Annotated in this window: 18 protein-coding genes; 11 read left to right on the top strand and 7 right to left on the bottom strand. The window is 64.5% G+C overall.

The annotated features are described in order from the left end of the window. The first annotated feature begins 28 nt into the window (after positions 1–28). The gene (locus B4393_RS02810) at positions 29–403 is read left to right on the top strand and encodes a hypothetical protein (RefSeq protein WP_070935641.1); all 375 of its coding nucleotides are present in this window, start codon (positions 29–31) and stop codon (positions 401–403) included. A 57-nt stretch (positions 404–460) separates the two neighbouring features. Here B4393_RS02810 and B4393_RS02805 read toward each other — a convergent pair whose 3' ends face one another. Further along, a complete protein-coding gene (locus B4393_RS02805; protein ID WP_078332813.1) occupies positions 461–1,189 on the bottom strand; it encodes a hypothetical protein in 729 nt (242 codons plus the stop codon). A gap of 45 nt (positions 1,190–1,234) precedes the next feature. On the opposite strand from B4393_RS02805, the gene B4393_RS02800 reads away from it, so the two are divergent. After that, on the top strand, positions 1,235–3,598 hold the full coding sequence (locus tag B4393_RS02800; RefSeq protein ID WP_078332812.1) for a Tex family protein: 2,364 nt from the start codon (positions 1,235–1,237) through the stop codon (positions 3,596–3,598). A 104-nt stretch (positions 3,599–3,702) separates the two neighbouring features. On the opposite strand, the gene B4393_RS02795 is transcribed toward B4393_RS02800, so the two are convergent. Then, positions 3,703–4,275 (bottom strand): hypothetical protein, encoded by a 573-nt coding sequence (locus B4393_RS02795; RefSeq protein ID WP_078333003.1) that lies wholly within the window; start codon positions 4,273–4,275, stop codon positions 3,703–3,705. A 68-nt stretch (positions 4,276–4,343) separates the two neighbouring features. Further along, the gene (locus tag B4393_RS02790; RefSeq protein WP_413816124.1) at positions 4,344–5,048 is read right to left on the bottom strand and encodes a hypothetical protein; all 705 of its coding nucleotides are present in this window, start codon (positions 5,046–5,048) and stop codon (positions 4,344–4,346) included. A 60-nt stretch (positions 5,049–5,108) separates the two neighbouring features. Between B4393_RS02790 and B4393_RS02785 the strand changes: the two genes are divergently transcribed. From B4393_RS02785 to cysC, 5 genes are all read left to right on the top strand, one after another. Then, on the top strand, positions 5,109–6,308 hold the full coding sequence (locus tag B4393_RS02785) for an AAA family ATPase (protein WP_078332810.1): 1,200 nt from the start codon (positions 5,109–5,111) through the stop codon (positions 6,306–6,308). 88 nt (positions 6,309–6,396) lie between these two features. Then, complete coding sequence (locus B4393_RS02780) at positions 6,397–7,758, top strand: sulfatase family protein (RefSeq protein ID WP_078332809.1); 1,362 nt, start codon at positions 6,397–6,399, stop codon at positions 7,756–7,758. 76 nt (positions 7,759–7,834) lie between these two features. Next, positions 7,835–8,638: a trehalose 2-sulfotransferase gene (stf0, locus tag B4393_RS02775; protein WP_078332808.1), complete on the top strand. Its 804-nt coding sequence runs from the start codon at positions 7,835–7,837 to the stop codon at positions 8,636–8,638. After that, complete coding sequence (cysD, locus tag B4393_RS02770; RefSeq protein ID WP_078332807.1) at positions 8,635–9,561, top strand: sulfate adenylyltransferase subunit CysD; 927 nt, start codon at positions 8,635–8,637, stop codon at positions 9,559–9,561. The genes stf0 and cysD overlap by 4 nt, the downstream gene beginning before the upstream one ends. After that, positions 9,561–11,438, top strand: coding sequence for an adenylyl-sulfate kinase (cysC, locus tag B4393_RS02765; protein WP_078332806.1), 1,878 nt, complete (start codon positions 9,561–9,563; stop codon positions 11,436–11,438). The genes cysD and cysC overlap by 1 nt, the downstream gene beginning before the upstream one ends. A gap of 22 nt (positions 11,439–11,460) precedes the next feature. Here the strand turns inward: cysC and B4393_RS02760 are convergent, their stop codons facing one another. Next, complete coding sequence (locus B4393_RS02760; protein WP_078279357.1) at positions 11,461–11,802, bottom strand: DUF732 domain-containing protein; 342 nt, start codon at positions 11,800–11,802, stop codon at positions 11,461–11,463. A gap of 157 nt (positions 11,803–11,959) precedes the next feature. On the opposite strand from B4393_RS02760, the gene B4393_RS02755 reads away from it, so the two are divergent. Further along, a complete protein-coding gene (locus tag B4393_RS02755) occupies positions 11,960–13,795 on the top strand; it encodes an APC family permease (protein ID WP_078332805.1) in 1,836 nt (611 codons plus the stop codon). A 15-nt stretch (positions 13,796–13,810) separates the two neighbouring features. Here B4393_RS02755 and B4393_RS02750 read toward each other — a convergent pair whose 3' ends face one another. Beyond that, positions 13,811–15,190, bottom strand: coding sequence for a cation:dicarboxylate symporter family transporter (locus tag B4393_RS02750; protein WP_078332804.1), 1,380 nt, complete (start codon positions 15,188–15,190; stop codon positions 13,811–13,813). Between the two features lie 134 nt (positions 15,191–15,324). Here B4393_RS02750 and B4393_RS02745 point away from each other — a divergent pair, with 134 nt between their 5' ends. After that, on the top strand, positions 15,325–16,056 hold the full coding sequence (locus B4393_RS02745; RefSeq protein WP_078332803.1) for an MmpS family transport accessory protein: 732 nt from the start codon (positions 15,325–15,327) through the stop codon (positions 16,054–16,056). Here the strand turns inward: B4393_RS02745 and B4393_RS02740 are convergent. Beyond that, positions 16,053–17,372 carry an MFS transporter gene (locus B4393_RS02740; protein ID WP_078332802.1) on the bottom strand — a complete coding sequence of 440 codons (1,320 nt, stop codon included), beginning with the start codon at positions 17,370–17,372 and terminating at the stop codon, positions 16,053–16,055. The genes B4393_RS02745 and B4393_RS02740 overlap by 4 nt on opposite strands. Positions 17,373–17,546: 174 nt before the next feature. Here B4393_RS02740 and cmrA point away from each other — a divergent pair, with 174 nt between their 5' ends. After that, positions 17,547–18,350 carry a mycolate reductase gene (gene cmrA / locus B4393_RS02735; RefSeq protein ID WP_070935666.1) on the top strand — a complete coding sequence of 268 codons (804 nt, stop codon included), beginning with the start codon at positions 17,547–17,549 and terminating at the stop codon, positions 18,348–18,350. Here cmrA and B4393_RS02730 read toward each other — a convergent pair. Then, a complete protein-coding gene (locus B4393_RS02730; RefSeq protein WP_236743105.1) occupies positions 18,329–19,006 on the bottom strand; it encodes a TetR/AcrR family transcriptional regulator in 678 nt (225 codons plus the stop codon). The two genes, cmrA and B4393_RS02730, sit on opposite strands and share 22 nt — an antisense overlap. Before the next feature lie 125 nt (positions 19,007–19,131). Here B4393_RS02730 and B4393_RS02725 point away from each other — a divergent pair, with 125 nt between their 5' ends. Beyond that, entirely contained in the window at positions 19,132–20,082 is a 951-nt protein-coding gene (locus tag B4393_RS02725; protein WP_078332800.1) for an AurF N-oxygenase family protein, read from the top strand. Positions 20,083–20,131 lie beyond the last annotated feature (49 nt).

The raw sequence follows: 20,131 nt of genomic DNA, 5'->3' as shown, positions 1-20,131 counted from the left end.
GATAAGTCAACGACCAAAGGACAGTGTGATGAAAAGATTGGCGACTGTTGCAGCAGTGAGCGCGGCCATGATGTTCGGTTGCTACGCACCGACTGCGATCGCGGATCCCAGCACCCCCAGCCCGGCGCCGAGTACCGCCACCCCGAGCGCAGGCAAGTTCTGTTCTAAGGACATGGAAGACAAGACGGGCAAGGCCAGCGACGGCTCCGTGCTGACCTGCACCAAGGGCGACGACGGCAAGGACCGCTGGACCGCGTCCACCGATTCTGCCGGTGCCGACAAGGCGAGTGCCGGGAAGTTCTGCGCCAAGGATCTCGAGGGTAAGACCGGCAAGGCCAGCGACGGCACCGTCCTGACCTGCACCAAGGGCGACGACGGCAAGGACCGCTGGGCCAAGAAGTAAGTCCGTCCGGCTGTCCTGTTCCCGGGTCGACAACCTGGGAACAGGACGGCAGGGGTTTCACCCGCAGTCGTACTGCACTCCGATACCGCGCGGCGGTGTCGCGCGCTTCGTGCACCCGAACACCTCAAGCTCGTCACTCATCCTGATGGCCGAGTGGTGCGGATAGTTCACGCAATACAGACCCTTCTGGTCCGATCTGCATTGGTAGTCACCGAATTTCAGGCGCTTGCCGTACTCAAGCGGCAGCCCTACGCCGGCGATGAACGGCCCGGGGTCACCGTGGCGACTACCGACCGTGACAGTGGCACCGTCGAAGCTCACCCAGCCCCCGATCCATTGGCCCGGCAGATCGGGCGGACGGCGCGGCGCGTTGCGAAGCCCCGGCAGACACGACAACGGCTCCTGGTACTTCATCTCCGTGATGCATCCGCCAACCGTGCGGGGACCGAGCTCACCGGGCGCGCGGAAAGCCACGTCGCCTTCCGGTAGCTGACCTGGCGTGCCGTCTTGATCGACGGTGCGGAATTTCTCGGCAGCGACGGGATCGCCCGCCTCGATCCACCGGGTAACCGACTCCACGGACGCCCGCGGCCCCGGCGCGGGGGCACGCGACGTTGTTGTCGTGGTCCTCGATGTGGTTGTCGAAGTCGTTGTCGTTGTCGATGTCGATGCCGTCGACGAAGAGCTGGTGGACGTCGCCGAGGACGAGGTTGAGGGCGTCTGCTGCCGGTGTGGTGCGCATCCCGCAACCAGCAAGATCAGGGCCAACACGCTCCAGACACGCACCCGGTGAGCGTAGCTTGTCCCCAACATTGGGTAGGGTCCCTCGGCGTGACTCAGAGCGTGACCGTGAAATCTGTAAATGCCCGCCTCGCTGCTGAACTGGAAGTCGCCGAGGCCCAGGTCGCGGCGGCTGTGCGGCTGCTCGACGAGGGTGCCACGGTCCCGTTCATCGCGCGTTACCGCAAGGAGGTCACCGGCAGCCTGGACGACGGGCAGCTGCGCAGCCTCGAAGAGCGGCTGCGTTACCTGCGGGAACTCGACGAACGACGCGCCGCGGTGCTGTCCTCCATCGAGGAACAGGGCAAGCTCACCGACGACTTGAAGGCCGCGCTACTCTCGGCCGACACCAAGGCACGTGTCGAGGACATCTACCTGCCCTACAAGCCCAAGCGGCGCACCAAGGCGCAGATCGCCCGCGAAGCCGGCCTGGAGCCGCTGGCTGACAGGCTGCTGGCGGACCCGAGCCTGGTGCCCGATGAGGTGGCCACCGAGTTCCTCACCGAAGACGTCGCCGACGCCAACGCCGCCCTGGACGGTGCCCGCCACATCCTGATCGAGCGCGCGGCCGAGGATGCCGAGCTCGTCGGTGCCACCCGCACCAAGTTCTGGGCGGATGGCGCCCTGCGCACGGCCCCATGGTCCGAGGATGCGGCGAAAACCGAAGCGGCACAGAAGTACCGCGACTACTTCGAATTCTCCGAATCCCTGGAGAGCATGCCCTCGCACCGAGTGCTCGCGGTCATGCGGGGCGAGAAGGAACAGGTCTTGTCGCTGAACTTCGACGGCGGCGACGACGCACCCTACGAGGCGATGGTCGCGCAGTCGCTCGGGGTGAATCTGACCGCCAAGACCCCGGCGACGCCCTGGCTGGCCGGTACCGTTCGGGTCGCCTGGCGCGCCAAACTCATGTTCTCCGCCTCCGTCGACGCGCGGCTCAAGCTGCGCCAGCGCGCCGAGGAAGACGCTGTCGGGGTCTTCGCCCGCAACCTCAAGGATCTGCTCCTGGCCGCGCCCGCGGGCACGCGCGCCACCCTGGGCCTTGACCCCGGCTTCCGCACCGGCGTCAAAGTGGCGGTCGTGGACAGCACCGGCAAGGTGGTGGACACCTGCGCGGTCTACCCGCACCAGCCGCAGAAGAAGTGGGACGAGGCCAAGGCCACCCTCGCGGCGTTCGTCGCCCGCCACAATGTCGAGCTGATCGCGGTCGGCAACGGAACCGCGTCACGTGAAACCGATGCGCTGGCAGCCGAACTCATCGCCGATATCAAGGCCGCAGGCGCCAAGGCGCCCACCAAGGCGATGGTGAGTGAAGCCGGCGCGTCGGTGTACTCAGCCTCCGCCTACGCCGCACACGAACTTCCCGACCTCGATGTGACATTGCGTGGCGCGGTGTCGATCGCACGGCGACTGCAGGATCCGTTGGCCGAGTTGGTCAAGATCGAGCCCAAGTCGATCGGCGTCGGCCAGTACCAGCACGACGTCACCCCGGGCACGCTCGCCCGCAGCCTCAACGCGGTCGTCGAAGACGCGGTGAACGCTGTCGGCGTCGACCTGAATACGGCCTCGGTACCGCTGCTCGCGCGTGTTTCCGGGGTCACCGAGTCCTTGGCGGAATCGATCGTCGCGCACCGCGAGAAGGCGGGCGCGTTCCGGAGCCGCAAGGGACTACTGGAGGTTCCCCGGTTGGGCCCCAAGGCCTTTGAACAATGCGCCGGATTCCTGCGGATCCAGGGAGGCGACGACCCGCTCGATGCGTCCGGGGTACACCCCGAGTCTTATCCCGTGGTGCGCAAGATCCTGGACCGCTCGGGCGTGACCCTTGCCGAGCTGATCGGCAACGAGCGGTCGCTGCGGTCGCTCAAGCCCGCCGATTTCGCCGACGACCGGTTCGGAATTCCCACCGTCACAGACATCCTCGGCGAGCTGGAGAAGCCGGGACGCGACCCGCGACCGGCGTTCACCACGGCTACGTTCGCCGCCGGCGTCGAGAAGGTGTCGGACCTGAAGGTCGGCATGGTGTTGGAGGGCGTCGTGACGAACGTGGCTGCCTTCGGTGCGTTTGTTGACGTCGGCGTGCATCAGGACGGCCTCGTGCACGTCTCGGCGATGTCGGACCGGTACGTGTCCGATCCCCACGAGGTGGTCAAATCCGGTCAGGTGGTCCGGGTCAAGGTCACCGAAGTGGACATCCCCCGTCAGCGCATCGGGCTGACCCTACGCCTCAACGATGATCCGCAGCAGGGCAAGCGCCCCGAGCGCGCCAGCGCTCCCCGTCGCGACGACAAGAACCGCGATGACAAGAATCAGGGGCGGCGAAACCCGAACCGCGACAAGAGCTCCCGCCAGCGAGAAGAAGCCCGCCCGACGGGTTCGATGGCGGACGCATTGCGCAACGCGGGGTTTGGACGGTAGGAGCTCGGGGGATCCTCGCCGGGCTTGCGGACGAACAGACCGTACGCGATCCGCCCTCGATGCTCTCGTGGCGGTGCAGAAGCGATCTTGCGCTTCATCGCCCCTCAGAACACCCAGCTGCCCGAAGCGGCCAGCACAAAGCCGTGCGGAGGGAAATCGGCCTCGCCAAGGCTTTTCCAGGCATGGCAGGCGAAGATGAAATCCTCCCCATTGCCGCTGCCGCACGACATCAGAATGCTCCGAACATTGAGAAACACTTGCAATTGTTTCCCGGCAGAAAAGTGCGGGTATGTTTTGAGGTCCCCCAAGGAGTTAGATCCCTTGAGGAATCTTGCCTGCGGGGCGCCTGAGGTGCCGATGTCAATACGGGCGATGTTCTCGCCGTTCGGCATTCCAGGCAGCTCACCCGCGCAGGCGACATCCGCGGGTGGCATTTGGAAGGTCCCCCACGCCTGCAGACGCAACCGGCAGTACACCCCGTCGGCGGGCGAGAAGATGTTCTCGATTGGCCACTGTTTCCCGTCGGTCGGGTCGAAGCCCGCGGGATATTTGATCGAGGCCATGGGCAGTGAGTCGATGTCCGGGAACTCGGGAGCCGCGATCGCCGGCGCTGCGGAACAAAGTGATCCGATCAGGTTGATGGTCACCACAGCCGTCGCAATGGCTAACTTGCGCATCCCCTCGAGCCCCATGCGGGGTGATGGTACCGAACACCGAACACTCTCGAGGCACAGAACCGGGTGATCTAACGCCGTTGACGCTCTTCGGTGGCGGCGCAGAAACGATCCCGTGCCTCGTCTGCCGTAAGACCGATGCGCGCAAGGTCGTACACCTTCTCCAACCGACACCGACTCATGCTGCCGTCCAACCGAAATCCATCGTTCTGAACCGACACGATAGGAACCAACTGGCTCCCCTCGAATGTGTAGATCCGCGTCAGCCAGCTGCGCGTGGGACCCGTCCCGTACTCCGCGACGAGTCCATCCCCCACCTGCCAGAAGGAGCTGCCGAACAACGCTCCCTCGCGATGCATGATGTCGTCCGGCATCCCGGTACGAACCGCGCGGAACTGCGTGGAATCGCCGGTCGTGCGCCACAACGCCCACTGCGAATTCGGGTGCGCACCACCGGTGTCCAGTGAAAGGAGCAACTCGTCGCGGCCGTCGCCGTCCAGATCTCGCAGGAGCATGACACCTGACTCGGCGGAACCCTCGATCTTCGAGCTGACCGTTTGCACCATGATCCCGCTTCGGGTGAAGATGCGAATCTGAGCGGACGTGCCAACCACCCATTTCTCGAATCGGAGCCCTACCGAATCGGCCGAGGTGAGCTGACAATTCTTCGCATCCATTTGACTGAAGACGTTCCGGCACTGTGCAAGAGAATCGGCGCCCGTCCGGCATGCCGAAACTCCCGTGAGACACAGCAGTACCGCAATCGCCATCAGCATCCGCTGGAACACAGTCGCAGCGTATCGCCACTTGTCGGCACCCCCGGCTAACCTGGCCCCGTGTTGACAACCGTCGCCGTGCGGGGATATCGATCGCTGCGCGATCTTGTACTGCCACTTGCCCAACTGACGGTCGTCACCGGCGCCAACGGCACCGGAAAGTCATCGCTCTACCGAGCCTTGCAGCTACTGGCCGATTGCGGCCGCGGCGAGATCATCGGCTCACTGGCACGGCAGGGCGGCCTGGAATCGGCCATGTGGGCCGGGCCCGAGAACCTCAAAGGCGCGCGCCGCACCGGAGCCGTCCAGCCCACCAGGCGCACTCGCCCAGTGTCAATTGAGTTAGGTTATGCATCAACCGATTTCGGCTATCTCGTCGATCTCGGCCTGCCGATACCCAGCGAATCCGCGTTCGGGCGCGATCCGGAGATCAAGCGTGAGATCGTCTTTACCGGACGGTCCCTTCGCCCCAGCGCGACCCTGGTGCGAAGAACTCGCCCGGTGGTAGAAGCTCGCCCGGATTCGGGGCGCGGATTCGAGGGATTCAGCCGCTCGCTACCGACGCATCGCAGCGTGCTCTCCGAATTCCCCGACAAATTCCCGGAACTGGGTGCTGTCAGGGACACACTCCGCGGCTGGAGGTTCTACGACGGATTTCGCGTCGACGCGCTCGCACCGGCACGTCAACGTCAGATCGGCACGCGGACAACGGTGTTGTCGAATGACGGCAGCGATTTGGCGGCAGCCATCCAGACCATCATCGAGACGCGCAGCGACACCTTGGACACGGCCGTCGCCGCCGCCTTTGATGGTGCGTCGGTCGCGGTGGCCGTCAGTGAGGGGATGTTCGATCTTCAGGTGCAGCAGCCCGGCATGCTGCGGCCGCTGCGGGCGGCGGAATTGTCCGATGGCACCCTGCGCTTCCTGCTCTGGGCCGCTGCGCTGCTCAGTCCCGAGCCGCCGCCGCTGATGGTGCTCAACGAACCCGAGACCTCCCTGCACCCCGACCTCATCGCTCCGCTCGCAACGCTCATTCGGGCCGCTGCCGCCAAAACTCAGGTGGTGGTGATCACCCATGCACGCGCCCTGCTGGATCACCTTGCCGCCCGCCCATTGCGCGACGTCCTCGCGGGTGAGCACGACCGATTCGACGATGCAGGGACGGCGGTGCGACTTGAACTCGTCAAAGATTGGGGCGAGACCCAGATCGTGGGACTCGAGCCACTGAAGGCACCGCCCTGGCATTGGGGATCACGCTGAGGGGTAGCCGTTCGCCGTGAGCCGAAGGATTGCCAGAAACGCAAGGCACACTGTTCTCTGAAGCGTTGAACCTCGGGAAGGGAGCACAGTGGCCGAAGCGTCACGGGACAATGTTCTGATCGTCCATTGGCACGACCTCGGTCGCTACCTGGGCGTCTACGGGCACCCTGATGTGTCCAGCCCCCATCTGGACCAGCTTGCCGCCGAAGGCATCCTGTTCACCCGCGCACACGCCACCGCGCCGCTGTGTTCGCCGTCGCGCGGCTCCCTTTTCACCGGGCGATATCCGCAGAGCAATGGTCTTATCGGCCTGGCACATCACGGCTGGGAATATCGCGCCGGGGTGCGCACACTCCCGCACATTTTGTCCGGATCGGGCTGGCACACAGCACTGTTCGGAATGCAGCATGAATCGGCGTATCCGGCCACGCTGGGATTCGACGAGTACGACGTCTCCAACTCGTATTGCGAATACGTGGTGGAACATGCGACCCGCTGGTTACGCAATTCCCCCACTGCCCCGTTTCTGCTCACCGCTGGATTTTTCGAGACGCACCGCCCCTTTCCCCGGGAACGCTATGAACCCTCCGATGCCGAGACGGTGAATGTCCCTGACTATCTGCCCGACACCCCCGAGGTGCGCGATGACCTTGCCGAGTTCTACGGCTCCATCACGGTGGCCGACGCCAAAGTCGGCGAACTGCTCGAGGTATTGACCGAGACGGGATTGGACCAGAGCACCTGGGTGGTCTTCATGACCGACCACGGCCCGGCATTGCCACGGGCCAAATCCACCCTGTACGACGCCGGCACCGGCATCTCGTTGATCGTGCGGCCCCCACGCGGTCGCTCCATTGAGCCGCGTCGGTACGACGAGCTCTTCAGCGGGGTCGATCTGCTGCCCACCCTTTTGGAACTACTCGGTATCGACATTCCTGAAGAGATTCAGGGTGTTTCCCACGCCGGCAATATCGATAAACCATCGGGCGAACCTGAAGAAGTCCGATCCGAGGTATTTACCACCAAGACTTATCACGATTCCTTTGACCCTATTCGAGCTATTCGGACAAAGAATTACAGCTATATCGAGAATTACGCGCCACGGCCCGTTCTGGATCTTCCATGGGACATTGCCGACAGCCCACCGGGCCGCGCCGTCGCCAGCCACGTCACCGGCCCTCGGCCACACCGCGAGCTCTACAACCTCCAGGCCGACCCGGAAGAGGCACATAACCTGCTCGGACTCGACGCCAACGAGGAGTCCGAGGCCATCGCCAACGATCTGTCGCTGCGCCTGAACGATTGGCGCGAGCAGACCTTCGACGTGATCCCCTCTGATTTTGCGGGCACACGCATTTCCGCTCGGTACACCGAGACATTCCTACGGATCCACGGCAGACCGGGAGCTAACCGTTCCGCCATTGCGGACGAACGCGGTATCGAACAATAGTTTTGTTCGATGTGATTGCAATTCATGGCGAACCCAATTATTCGAATGCAAAACAATTACCGTTAGGCTACTGCGCATGTCCGACCATCCCACCGCATATCTGGTGCTCGCGTCCCAGCGCAGCGGCAGCACCCTGCTGGTCGAATCCCTGCGCGCGACCGGTGTGGCCGGTGAACCGCAGGAGTTCTTCCAGTACCTGCCGACCACGAGCATGTCCCCGCAGCCGCGCGAATGGTTCGCCGACACACAGGACGAGTCGATCCTGCGTCTGCTCGATCCGCTGGACGAGGGCAAGCCCGACCTGGCACCGCCCACCATCTGGCGCGATTACATCCGCACCGTTGGGCGCACCCCGAACGGAATCTGGGGTGGCAAGCTCATGTGGAACCAGACCCCGCTGCTGCTGAACCGCGCCGAGGGACTTCCCGATCGTTCCGGTGAAGGTCTGCTGGCCGCGATACGCGATGTCGTCGGAAGCGATCCGGTATTGGTACACGTGTACCGCCCAGACGTTGTGTCCCAGGCGGTTTCGTTCTGGCGCGCGGTGCAGACCCGGGTGTGGCGCGGGCGCCCCGACCCGGTGCGTGACGCCCGTGCCGAATACCACGCCGGCGCCATCGCGCACGTCATCACGATGCTGCAGGCCCAGGAGGCGGGATGGCGCCGCTGGTTCGCCGAGGAGAACATCCAACCGATCGATGTCTCGTACCCATACCTGTGGCGCAACCTGACCGAGGTGGTCGGCACCGTACTTGAGGCACTCGGCCAAGACCCCCGGCTGGCGCCGCCGCCGGTGCTGGAACGACAAGCAGATCAGCGGTCCGACGACTGGGTGGACCGATACCGGATCGACGCCGAACGAGAGGGGTTGCCGGTATGAGCGATACCGCGACGACACCAGATTTGTTGCAGGTCAACGAGCTTCGGCTGTTGGAGGCCGAGGCGGTGCACATCATCCGCGAGGTGGTCGCCGAGCTGCAACGCCCCGTGCTGCTGTTCTCGGCAGGCAAGGACTCGATCGTGCTGCTGCGGCTGGCGGAGAAGGCCTTCCGTCCGGCGCCACTGCCGTTCCCGGTTCTGCACGTCGACACCGGACACAACTTCCCCGAGGTCATCGAATTCCGTGACCGTCGCACCACCGGACACGACCACAAGCTGATCGTCGCCTCGGTGCAGGAAACCATCGACGCCGGACGGGTTGCCGACCCGGGCCCGGGTGCGTCGCGTAACCGTCAGCAGACCCGCACCCTGTTGGATGCGTTGGAGGCCGGCGGTTTCGACGCGGCATTCGGTGGCGCGCGACGCGACGAAGAACGTGCGCGAGCCAAAGAGCGCATCCTGAGCTTCCGGGATGAGTTCGGGCAGTGGGATCCTCGGGCCCAGCGGCCCGAACCGTGGTCGCTGTACAACGGGCGCATCCGCAAGGGTGAGCAGGTGCGCGTTTTCCCGTTGAGCAACTGGACCGAACTCGATATCTGGCGCTACATCCAGCTGGAAGACCTTGAGCTGCCGTCGATCTACTACGCGCACCAGCGTGAGGTCTTCGAGCGTGACGGGATTCTGCTGGCCACCTCCGAGTACACCACCCCGACTGCGGACGAGACAGCCGCCACTGAATGGGTGCGTTACCGCACTGTCGGCGATATGACCATCACCGGCGCCGTGCGTTCCCAGGCCACCGAGATCGAAGGGGTGATCGCGGAGATCTCCGCGGCCACCGTGTCCGAGCGCGGTGAGACCCGCGCCGACGACCGCACGTCCGTAGCCGCCATGGAAGACCGGAAACGAGAGGGCTACTTCTGATGAGCACCCACACCGCGGTGGATACCCGCCAACTACTGCGCATCGCCACGGCCGGTTCCGTGGACGACGGCAAAAGCACGCTCATCGGGCGGCTGCTGCACGACACCGACAGCCTGCCGGTCGACCATCTGGAAGCCGTCACCGACGACGAGGGAAACGCCGACCTCGCAGCGCTTTCCGATGGCCTGCGCGCCGAACGCGAACAGGGCATCACGATCGATGTGGCATACCGGTTCTTCTCCACCGAAAGCCGTAGCTACATCCTGGCCGACACCCCCGGCCACGAGCGTTACACCCGCAACATGTTCACCGGCGCCTCCAACGCCCATGTGGCGATCCTGCTGGTCGACGCGCGAGCCGGGGTGCTGCGTCAAACCCGCCGCCACGCCCGTATCGCAAAGGTGTTGGGTATCAAGCACTTCGTGGCAGCGGTGAACAAGATTGACCTGGTCGACTTCGATGCACAGCGGTTCGCGGAGGTCGATCGCGAGCTGCATCTACTGGCCGACCGACTCGGCAAGGTGGACATCACGGTCATTCCGATCGCCGCCAAGCACGGCGACAACGTGGTGCACCGCTCCGAGAACACACCCTGGTACTCGGGACCGACCTTGCTCGAATACCTTGAAGGCGTGGAGCTTTCGCCCCCGCAGCCCGAGGCCGCCAAGCTGCGCCTGCCGGTGCAGTGGGTCTCGCGCCCCACCGCAGAACAGCGTCGCCGATACACCGGCCGGCTGGCCGCGGGCACGCTCAGCGTCGGAGATCAGGTGGTGAACCTACCCTCGGGAACCCGATCAACGGTGACGGTGGTCGACACCCTGGACGAAAACCGCTCCACCGGTGTGGCTCCGCTGTCGGTTTCTATCGAATTGGCCGACGATATCGACGTGGGCCGCGGCGATGTGCTGGTGAGCGGTGCCGAAGACGCGGTGTTACCCGTGCTGGCCCGCGAGCTGGATGCGACGGTCTGCTGGTTCACCAACGGCCCGCTGCGCGCCGGAGATCGGCTGGCGCTCAAGCAGGGCACCCGGACCGTGCGCGCCACCGTTCAGGCGCTGCATACTCGCCTGGATCCGGAGACACTCGACGAACTCGACGGACCGGTCGAGTTGGCGCTCAACGATATCGGCGCGGTCACCCTGCGCACCAGTTCGGTCGTGGTGGCCGACTCCTACGCCGATAGCCGGGACAGCGGCGCGTTCATTCTGATCGACGAGGCGTCCAACGACACCGTCGGCGCCGGAACCATCATCGAGGCGCGCGAGGTCAAACCGGAGACGCACTCGCGTACCGACATCCGCTGGCATCCGTCGGCGCTGGACCGCGAATACCGTTGGGACAGCACCACGCAGCGCGGCGCGATCATCTGGTTCACCGGCCTACCGGCATCGGGCAAGTCGACCATTGCGGTAGCGGTGGAACGCGCACTGGTGGAATCCGGGCAGGTCGCGTACCTGCTCGACGGCGACAACCTGCGTCATGGACTCTCCGATGACCTCGGGTTCTCTCCGGGCGACCGCGCCGAGAACATCCGCCGGGTGTCGCACCTGACGCGCCTGTTCGCCGATGCCGGAGTGGTGGCCCTGGCTTCACTTGTATCGCCGCTGCGCTCCGACCGCGAGACCGCACGCAGCATCAATGCCGCGGCGAAGCTGCCGTTCATCGAGGTGTATATCGCCACACCGCTGGCCGAATGCGAGAAACGAGACCCTAAGGGGCTGTATGCGCGGGCCCGCGCGGGTGAGTTGAAGGGTTTGACGGGTGTCGAGGCACCCTATGAAGCTCCGGAGAATCCTGAGCTCATCCTGGACACCACCGGGGCCGATATCGACGAGCTGGTGGCACAGGTACTCGACGTTCTTAACCGCGCTCGCTGAGCGCGGTTAAGAACGAACCGGCTTAGGTGCGGTTGGCGGCGCGTTCCAGAACGGGCCGCTGCTCCGGGCAGTACTCGTCGATGGACGCGGACAGGAACTGCCACTTCTGCTCGGTGGAACTCTTCCGGTCAAGGTTCTTGGCCAGGAAATCGGTGGACTGGTAGGCGTCCTTGTCCAGGCCGGTGTCCAGCCGGTGGCACGCGATCTTGCCGAGGTAAGCAGTCTTGTCCGGCGGCGCGTAGATGCCGTAGGAGTGCAACGTCTCGTTGAAGCTGACATCGTCGGCGTGTGCCGGGGAGGCCATGGCGATCGCCGCAGCACCCGCACCCATCGCGATCATCGCAGTAAGACTGAGTCCCTTCATGCGGGTGAGTCTACATCCGTTGACCTCATTGGACATAGGTTCGCCGATGTCATCGTGATTGACACCACTGTCGCACTGCCGGGCACCACCATGTTCAGGGCCTCAAGATTGCGTAAAGAACCACGAAAACGGCCATGTCTGTGCCTATTCTCCCCCGGTGGTTTCAGCCCCTCCCACCAAGCCCAGACCGCAGCGCGTAGCCGACCCCCGGCTGCGCCGGGTCCTCAAGGACGACGCCCACAAACTGACCGCCGTAGGCGGACTCGCGGCGCTCTCCCTCGACGCGCTCTCCTCGGTCGCATACGGCCCCGAGGCCATCGTGCTGGCCTTGATCGCCGGCGGGGTCGGCGCCATCTCCTTCACCCTCCCGGTGGCCATCGCCATCACCGTGCTGTTGATCGTGCTGGTGTTCTCCTACCGACAGGTGATCGCCGTACATCCCGAAGGCGGCGGCTCGTACGCCGTCGCCAAGAAGGATCTAGGCCGCGGCGCCAGCCTGTTGGCGGCAGCGAGCTTGGTCGTCGACTACGTGTTGACCGTCGCGGTGAGCCTTGCCGCGGGTGCGGCGAGCCTGGCGAGCGCCTTTCCCTCGCTGGCGCCGCATCTGTTGTCCATCACGTTGATCGGCCTGGCGATCCTGACGGTGATCAACCTGATCGGGATCAGCGAGTCGGCCAAAGTACTGATGCTGCCGACGTTACTGTTCATCGTCTGCATCATCGCGGTGATCGTCTTTGGCCTGATGCACTCCACGCCGGTGGCCGTCATCGGCAAGGATCTCGGCCCCGTCGAGCCGATGAGCGCGCTGGGAATCATCCTGGTTCTGAAGGCCTTCGCGGCAGGCTGTTCCTCCTTGACAGGTGTCGAGGCGATCGCCAACGGCGTCCCCGCGTTCAAGACACCCGCCATCAAGCGGGCCCAGAACACCGAAGTTGCGCTCGGAATCCTGTTGGGTCTGATGTTGATCGGGCTCAGCGTCCTCATCAAGGCCCATCACGTGGTCCCCCGCGGCGACGTCACCATTCTGGCGCAGCTGTCTGCTGCGGCGTTCGGCACCGGATGGCCGTTCTACGTCACCAACGTCACCGTCGCACTGATCCTCGGATTCGCCGCCAACACCAGTTTCGGCGGACTGCCCGTGCTGATGAGTTTGCTGGCCAAGGACGACCGGATGCCGCACCTGTTCGGGCTGCGGGCCGAGAAGCCGGTCTACCGCTACGGCGTCATTGCCCTGGCACTGTTTTCCGCGATCATTCTCGTCGCGAGTGATGCCGACACCCACCGGCTGCTGCCACTCTTCGCGATCGGTGTCTTCATCGGATTCACCATCAGCCAAGCCGGATTGGTCAAGCACTGGTTTGGCGCTCGCACAACCGGCTGGCAGTGGAAGGCCGCACTCAACGGGTTCGGCGCGGTACTGTCCGCCATCGCGATGGTGGTGTTCTTCGTCAGCAAGTTCACCGAGGGCGCCTGGGTTCTCCTCATCATCATCCCGTCACTGGTTCTACTGTTCGGGCGTACCGAGAACTACTACCAGGGCGTGAAACGCGAACTGGCCCTCGACGAATTGCCGGCCCTCACCCCTAACCCGCCGGATCAGACGCCGCTGGTGATCGTGCCGATCGATGACATCAACAAGCGCACCGTCCAGCTCCTGGAGGCGGCGCTACATCTCGGGGGTGAGGTAGTCCCGGTCATCATCAGCCGCACCGACCAGAAGGCCGAAGCGATTACCAAGCGCTGGGAGGAATGGAATCCGGGGCTAGAGCTCGTGGTCCTGCCCACCAAACACCGCTCACTGGTCACTCCGCTGGTCGAGTACGTCAAGAAACGTCAGTGCGACGGCCGCCAGGTGACGGTGCTCATCACGGAGATCAAGACCAAGCGCCGCTGGCACCAGATCCTGCACAATCAGACGGGAATTGTGTTGACCGCAAACCTGATTGATCGCACCGACGCGATTGTCGCCAACTACCCGTACCGAATGAACTGACACCACGGACGGGCGTCAGGTGGCCACCGGCGCGGGCACCTTCTCGACCTCAGCAGCCCCGGCGTGATCGTCGAGCATGGTGGATTCGTCGAACGGATCCTCACCAGACAGCACTGCCTTGATCCGGTCGCGATTCATTGTCTTGGTCCACGTTGCGATGAGCAGGGTGGCCACCGCGTTACCGGAGAAATTGGTCAGCGCCCGCGCCTCGGACATGAATCGGTCGATGCCGACGATCATGCCGACCCCATCGACCAGATCCGGCCGGTGGCTTTGCAATCCACCTGCCAGCGTGGCCATTCCGGCGCCGGTCACGCCGGCCGCACCCTTGGAGGCGATCATCATGAACGCCAGCAGCGAGATCTGCTGCCCCACCGACAGCGGCGCACCCATGGCGTCGGCGACGAACAACGAGGCCATCGTCAGATAGATCGCGGTCCCGTCCAGGTTGAACGAATACCCGGTCGGAACAACAATTCCCACCGTCGACTTGTCGACACCTAAATGGGTCATCTTCGCGATCAGCCGCGGCAGGGCCGATTCGGAGGATGAGGTCGAGACGATCAGCAGGTACTCGCGCGCCAGATAGCGCACCAGCCGGAAGATCGACACCCGCGATACCGCCCACAACAGTGCACCCAGCACCCCGAAAATGAAGATCGCGCATGTCACGTAGAAACCCAGCATCAGAGTGCCCAGCTCCTTGACCGCATCCCAGCCGGTCTGGCCCACCACATTCGCGATGGCGCCGAAGGCGCCGATGGGCGCCAACCAGAGCACCATGATGAGGACCTTGAAGACCAGCTTTTGCAGCATCCCGACACCACGCACAATCGACTCGCCGGTAGATCCCAGCGCTTGCGCCGCGAAGCCGACCAATAACGCGATGAACAGGGTCTGCAGCACACTGCCTGAGGTCAACGCCGAGAACATGGTCTCCGGCACAATCGATTTGATGAAATACCAGGTTCCACCGGCGGCATGAGCCTGGTCCGCGTACTTGGCCCCGGCCCCCTGATTCGCGCCGGAAAGATGCAAACCCGTACCGGGCGCGAGCAGGTTGCCGACGACGAGTCCGATCGCCAACGCGACGGTCGACATCGCCAGGAAATACACGAACGCCAACCCGCCGACCCGGCCCACGCTGGCGGCCTTGCGCACCGATCCGATGCCCAGCACGATCGTGCAGAAGATCACCGGGCTGATCATCATCTTGATGAGGCTGACGAATATCTCACCGAGCACACCCACCGACTTGCCGAACCCCGGCCACAGCATGCCGACGATCACACCGAGCACCACCGCGACTATGACCGCGATATACAGCCAATGTGTACGGTCCTTGTGTTTCTTCGGTGGTGTGCTCTCGGAAGCCGCTGATTCGGTCACTGTCATGGCCCCTATCGTGCCGTACCGTGACCGGGATCACAGCGCAACCCCGCCATTCACCCACATCTGGCGATAACCGCCGAAAACACGGCCGACCGGCTTTCACCTGCATTGATGGCTTGACGGGTACCCTGACGGCCATGGACAGCAACCGTCGCGACGACGCGGCCGCCGCAAGCGGCTCCACGTCATACGGTTCGTGGCCGCAGTCCAACCAGCCGTTGGACTACCCCGAAGATCCGGCCTACGCGTCACAGGCATTCGAGTATCCCGCGCTGTCCGGCGCTGCCCAGCCGAATCAAACGGCGGTGCTGCCGCAGCAGTACGGGTCGTACGGCCCCCCGCCGCAGGATCCCGAGCCTCCACGCCGATCGAACACCTTCTGGCTGTGGGTCGTGGGGATCGGCGCGCTGGTGGTCATCATCGCGTTGATCATCACGTTGGTCGTACTGATTCAGCGCCAAGACGAACGTCCCCCAACCGTCGTTCCCACTCCGTCCACCCGGACCTCGACGACGACAGCGCCCAGCCGGCCGACCATCCCGCCGCTTCCGAGCTTCACCATTCCACCGATCCCGGTGAACCCGCCCACACAGCGAAGCCAGGCCGCGACGGAGAGCGTCGTCTACGAGGTCGCGGGCCACGGACCCGCCCTCAACATCACCTACTTCGATGCCAGTGGTTCGCTGCAAATGGAGTTCAACGTCAAGCTGCCCTGGCACAAAGAGGTCAAGCTGAACACCGAGCAGGTAACGAACGCCGTGGTGATCGCCGCCGATTTCTCGCACGACGTGTCCTGCACCCTGTTGGTCAACGGGGCGCAGAAGAGCGCCACCTCGGGGAAGATGGCAACCTGCAGCACCCTGGGCTAGCTTGCACCGCTGACGTTTTCACCAAGGACAGGGTCGTAACGGGGGACCTTGACGAGCATCACCGCGACCAGACCCAGAGCGATCATCACCACCGGCCCGGCGATTCCCGCCCTGGTGGCGTGGAATAGCAACGCGAACGTGGCGAACAGCCACGGGCCGACGAAAGAGACCGCCCGCCCCGTCATGGTGTACAGACCGAAGACGAAGGCCTCCCGGCCAACCGGCGCCATCCGCAACACCAGCGTTCGGGCCGCCGACTGAGGTGGCCCGACGAATGCCGCGATGGCGAGCCCACAGATCCAGAACGCCGATTCACCCGTCAGGCACATCATCACAACCCCAAGAGTGACGATCGCGGTCAGCGAACCGATGATGATCCCCTTGGACCCCAACCGGGTGTCGACCAATCCGCCCACCACCGCACCGACCGCCGCCATCACGTTCCCGGCCACCCCGAACAACGTGATGTCCGCTCCGGACAGGTGGAACACCCCATTGGCGATGACGGGTGTCAACGCGAACATCGCCACCATCCCGTCACGGAAGATCGCACTCGCCGCCAGGAAATAGATGATGCGCCGATCCATATGCCACTGCTCGACCAGATCGCGCCACAGCTCCCGGTACACCCCGAGCAGCCCGGGCGAGCTGGCCGGCGGGGCCCCGGGATCGGCCAGCGGCCGAGTGAGCACCAGTGGCAAAGCGAACACCGCGAACCACGCGCCCGCCAGGAGCGCGGACACGCGCACGTCGTATCCGTCGGCGGCGGGTATGTGGAAGAGACCGCGGGTCGGGCCATCCCCCGAGATGAAGCCCAGGTAACACACCAGGAGGACGACGACACCGCCGATGTAGGCGGCCGCCAAGCCCAGTCCGGACACCCGTGAGGCATTGGCCGGTGTGGTGAGCCCGTGCAGCATCGCGTTATAGGGAACCTGCGCCAGCTCGTTGAATACCGAACCCGCGCAATACAATCCGAGACCCAGCCAGAGGTAGCGATTATCCTCGCGCACCATGCTCATCGCGGTAGCCACCACCACTACCAGCGAGGTCAGCGTGCCCAGCGCGACACGCCTGCGCCGCGGGGTGTCCGCCCAGACCCCGATCACCGGTGCGAGCAGGAAGACCAGCACACCGCCGAGGCCCATCATCCAGCCCAGCAGGCCCTGCGGCACGCCATCGGGCATACCCGCACCGACACGGCCGGTCAGGTAGGGCGTGAAGATGAACATCACGATGACGGTGTTGAAGGCCGCAGAACCCCAGTCGAATGCCGCCCACGCGGCGATGCGACCACGCGAGGTGGGGGTGTCCAATTGTCGACCGGGTCCCGGGTCTTGACGCCCCACAGGCTCTTCGACCCCAGGGATACTCATTACCGACCAGCGTAACCCGGCCCGTTTACGCCGCCTGACGCTCTTCACGCAAGCGCTCTACGCCGCCTGACGCTCTTCACGCAAGCGCTCATCGCAAACCTTTACGATTGCCCCATGCCGATACCCGCACCAAGTCCCGAAGCCCGCGCCGTCGTCACCGGAGCCTCCCAAGGGATCGGAGCGGCGCTCGCCGAAGAGCTTGCCGCCCGCGGACACAGCCTCATCATCACCGCCCGTCGCGGCGAGATTCTCAACGACCTCGCCAACAGCCTGACCGAGAAGACGGGTGTCATCGTCGAGGTGCGCGCGGTAGACCTCGCCGACCCCGGCGCACGCGACGCGTTGTGCAAGGAACTCTCCGAGCGCAACATCTCGATCCTGTGCAACAACGCGGGAACCGCGACGTTCGGGCCGATCCGCGGCCTGGACCCTGAGGGGGAACGCAAGCAGGTACAGCTCAATGCTGTTGCGGTGCATGATCTTACGCTGGCGGTGTTACCCGGAATGCTTGAGCGCGGAGCCGGCGGCATCCTGATCTCTGGATCCGCGGCGGGTAACTCCCCCATCCCCAACAACGCCACCTACGCGGCCACCAAGGCGTTCGCGAACACCTTCTCCGAGTCGCTACGCGGTGAACTCAAGGGCACGGGTGTGCACGTCACGCTGCTGGCGCCCGGACCGGTGCGCACCGTCGAACCCGACCCCGCCGAGGCATCGATCGTCGACAAGGTGGTTCCAGACTTCCTCTGGATCAACGGCGAGTACACCGCACGCGTCTCGTTGAATGCGCTGGACCGCAACAAGATGCGTGTCGTCCCGGGCATCACCTCCAAGGCGATGTCGGTGGCCGCGGGCTACGCGCCGCGTGCCATCGTGGCCCCGATCGTCGGCAGCTTCTACAAGAAGCTCGGCGACTGACCCGCGCCCCGCAAGTCCACTAGCGCAGCGCGGGCTATCTCGACCCCCGCCGGATCGAGCATTCGGTCAGGATCGACAATGACGCCCTTGGATCGCAGGAAGGCGTCGACCGGGGCCCACAACATCTCCGCAAGGCGCTGAACCCCGGCGTCATCCGGCATATCACTCTGCGCCACTTGCCATATCGCCGTGGTAGCCGCCGTGCCGAGCAACGCGGCGGCCAACTGATCAGCACCCGCCGGGTGCACATTGACGCGCTCGAGGAACGACGAGATCGCCGCGGTGAGTTCGGCAATGACCCCGCCGGGCCGAAGAGCCGGGGCAGGCCTGTCGCGCACGCTGATCATCTGGTGCTCGAAAAGAAAGCGGGTCGACTGCGGGAACCGCCGCGCCAGCTCGATGAGGCGGGATGCAGCGCGCCGCGCGGACTGTTGTGGCGGGATGCCCATGTCGACGGCCCCGGACAGCTGCCGCCGGACGGCGGCGACCATAGCCTGCGCCACCGCATCGAACAGATCATTGCGGTCTTCAAAATGCCTATACAACTTGGGTTTAGCAGAGTGCGCCACACGGACGACATCCTCCACGGTCGCCGACGGACCCTTCCTCTCGATCGCGACGACCGCGCTGGCGATAAATCTTCGACGCACCCGCACCTTGTGCTGTGCCCAGCGTTCACGCCGGGCGTCACCACCGTCTGACATACCATTGACGATACTTGAAGTACCCGGTACTTTTCAGTACTACTACGGAATGGCGCACTGAACAGCGGAGGCATGTCATGTCGCAAACGCCCATCGTCGAGGACGATTCACCCATCGAGCGCACAGCCGCACGACTGCTGCGCTCTTCGGTTGAGCGTTCCTACCACCCGGAGGTGGACATCGATTGGGATGCGCCCGACGTTCCCGGTCTGCGCTATGTGCCCGACAAATACATCTCGTTGTACGGCACCAAAATCTTCGACAGGATGAGCGAGGAGGAGAAGATCCGCCTCGGACGTCTCGAGGCATCGGCACTGGCCAGCTGGGGCATTCTCGCCGAGAGCGCCCTGATGCATCCCATGCTCAAGCTGGCCTCGGTCAGCGATCCGCGCAGCGCCACGGCGCAATACGCGCTGACCGAGGTCGCCGACGAGTGCCGCCACTCGGTGATGTTCGGCCGCCAGATCAACACGCTGAGCGATCGAAGCTATGACCCGCCGATGATTGCCCGGGCTTTGGTGGGCATCACCGCGCTCGCCCCGCTGTCCGCGACCATCTTCTCGATGATGCTGATGGTCGAGGAAATACTGGACCGGTTGCAGCGTCAGACCATGAACGACGAGACACTGCAACCCCGTACCCGGGCGATCGCCAAAATCCACGTCGTCGAGGAGGCCCGACACATCAGCTACGCGCGCGTCGCACTGAACCGTGCCGTCGCACGAACCGGACGCACCCGAATGGCCGTGGAGCGCTTGATCGTTGCCGCCGGCGCGGCGGTGGTGCCACTGGTCATGGTGCAACCGGCCGTCTACCGCGATGCCGGACTTCCGCCCGTGCGAGCGGCCTGGACGGCGCTACGCAATCCGCACTATCACGCGAATCTGAGGTTCTTCGGCGAGCGCCTGGTCCGCGTCATGGACGAGGCGAACATGATCGAAGGGCGGCTGGTTGAGCACCTCTGGCGCCGCTCCCGAATGCTGCCCAAAGATTTTGTCTCCCAGTCGGTCAGGGCGGCAGACGCCTAGGTCTCAGCGGCGATTACCCGCGATCTGTCGCAATCCGCCCCTGGACGCA

The organism is Mycobacteroides franklinii (assembly GCF_002013895.1).
Taxonomy (GTDB): Bacteria; Actinomycetota; Actinomycetes; order Mycobacteriales; family Mycobacteriaceae; genus Mycobacterium; species Mycobacterium franklinii.
Note: the sequence above shows the minus strand (reverse complement) of the source record. Positions and strands in the feature narration are given on the sequence as shown.

Coding starts and splice junctions, on each gene's coding strand:
- stf0 (WP_078332808.1), top strand. CDS start 7,835: ATGTCCGACCATCCCACCGCATATCTGGTGCTCGCGTCCCAGCGCAGC.
- B4393_RS02810 (WP_070935641.1), top strand. CDS start 29: ATGAAAAGATTGGCGACTGTTGCAGCAGTGAGCGCGGCCATGATGTTC.
- B4393_RS02760 (WP_078279357.1), bottom strand. CDS start 11,802: ATGAAGGGACTCAGTCTTACTGCGATGATCGCGATGGGTGCGGGTGCT.
- B4393_RS02725 (WP_078332800.1), top strand. CDS start 19,132: ATGTCGCAAACGCCCATCGTCGAGGACGATTCACCCATCGAGCGCACA.
- cmrA (WP_070935666.1), top strand. CDS start 17,547: ATGCCGATACCCGCACCAAGTCCCGAAGCCCGCGCCGTCGTCACCGGA.
- B4393_RS02750 (WP_078332804.1), bottom strand. CDS start 15,190: ATGACAGTGACCGAATCAGCGGCTTCCGAGAGCACACCACCGAAGAAA.
- B4393_RS02745 (WP_078332803.1), top strand. CDS start 15,325: ATGGACAGCAACCGTCGCGACGACGCGGCCGCCGCAAGCGGCTCCACG.
- cysC (WP_078332806.1), top strand. CDS start 9,561: ATGAGCACCCACACCGCGGTGGATACCCGCCAACTACTGCGCATCGCC.
- cysD (WP_078332807.1), top strand. CDS start 8,635: ATGAGCGATACCGCGACGACACCAGATTTGTTGCAGGTCAACGAGCTT.
- B4393_RS02795 (WP_078333003.1), bottom strand. CDS start 4,275: ATGCGCAAGTTAGCCATTGCGACGGCTGTGGTGACCATCAACCTGATC.
- B4393_RS02790 (WP_413816124.1), bottom strand. CDS start 5,048: ATGCTGATGGCGATTGCGGTACTGCTGTGTCTCACGGGAGTTTCGGCA.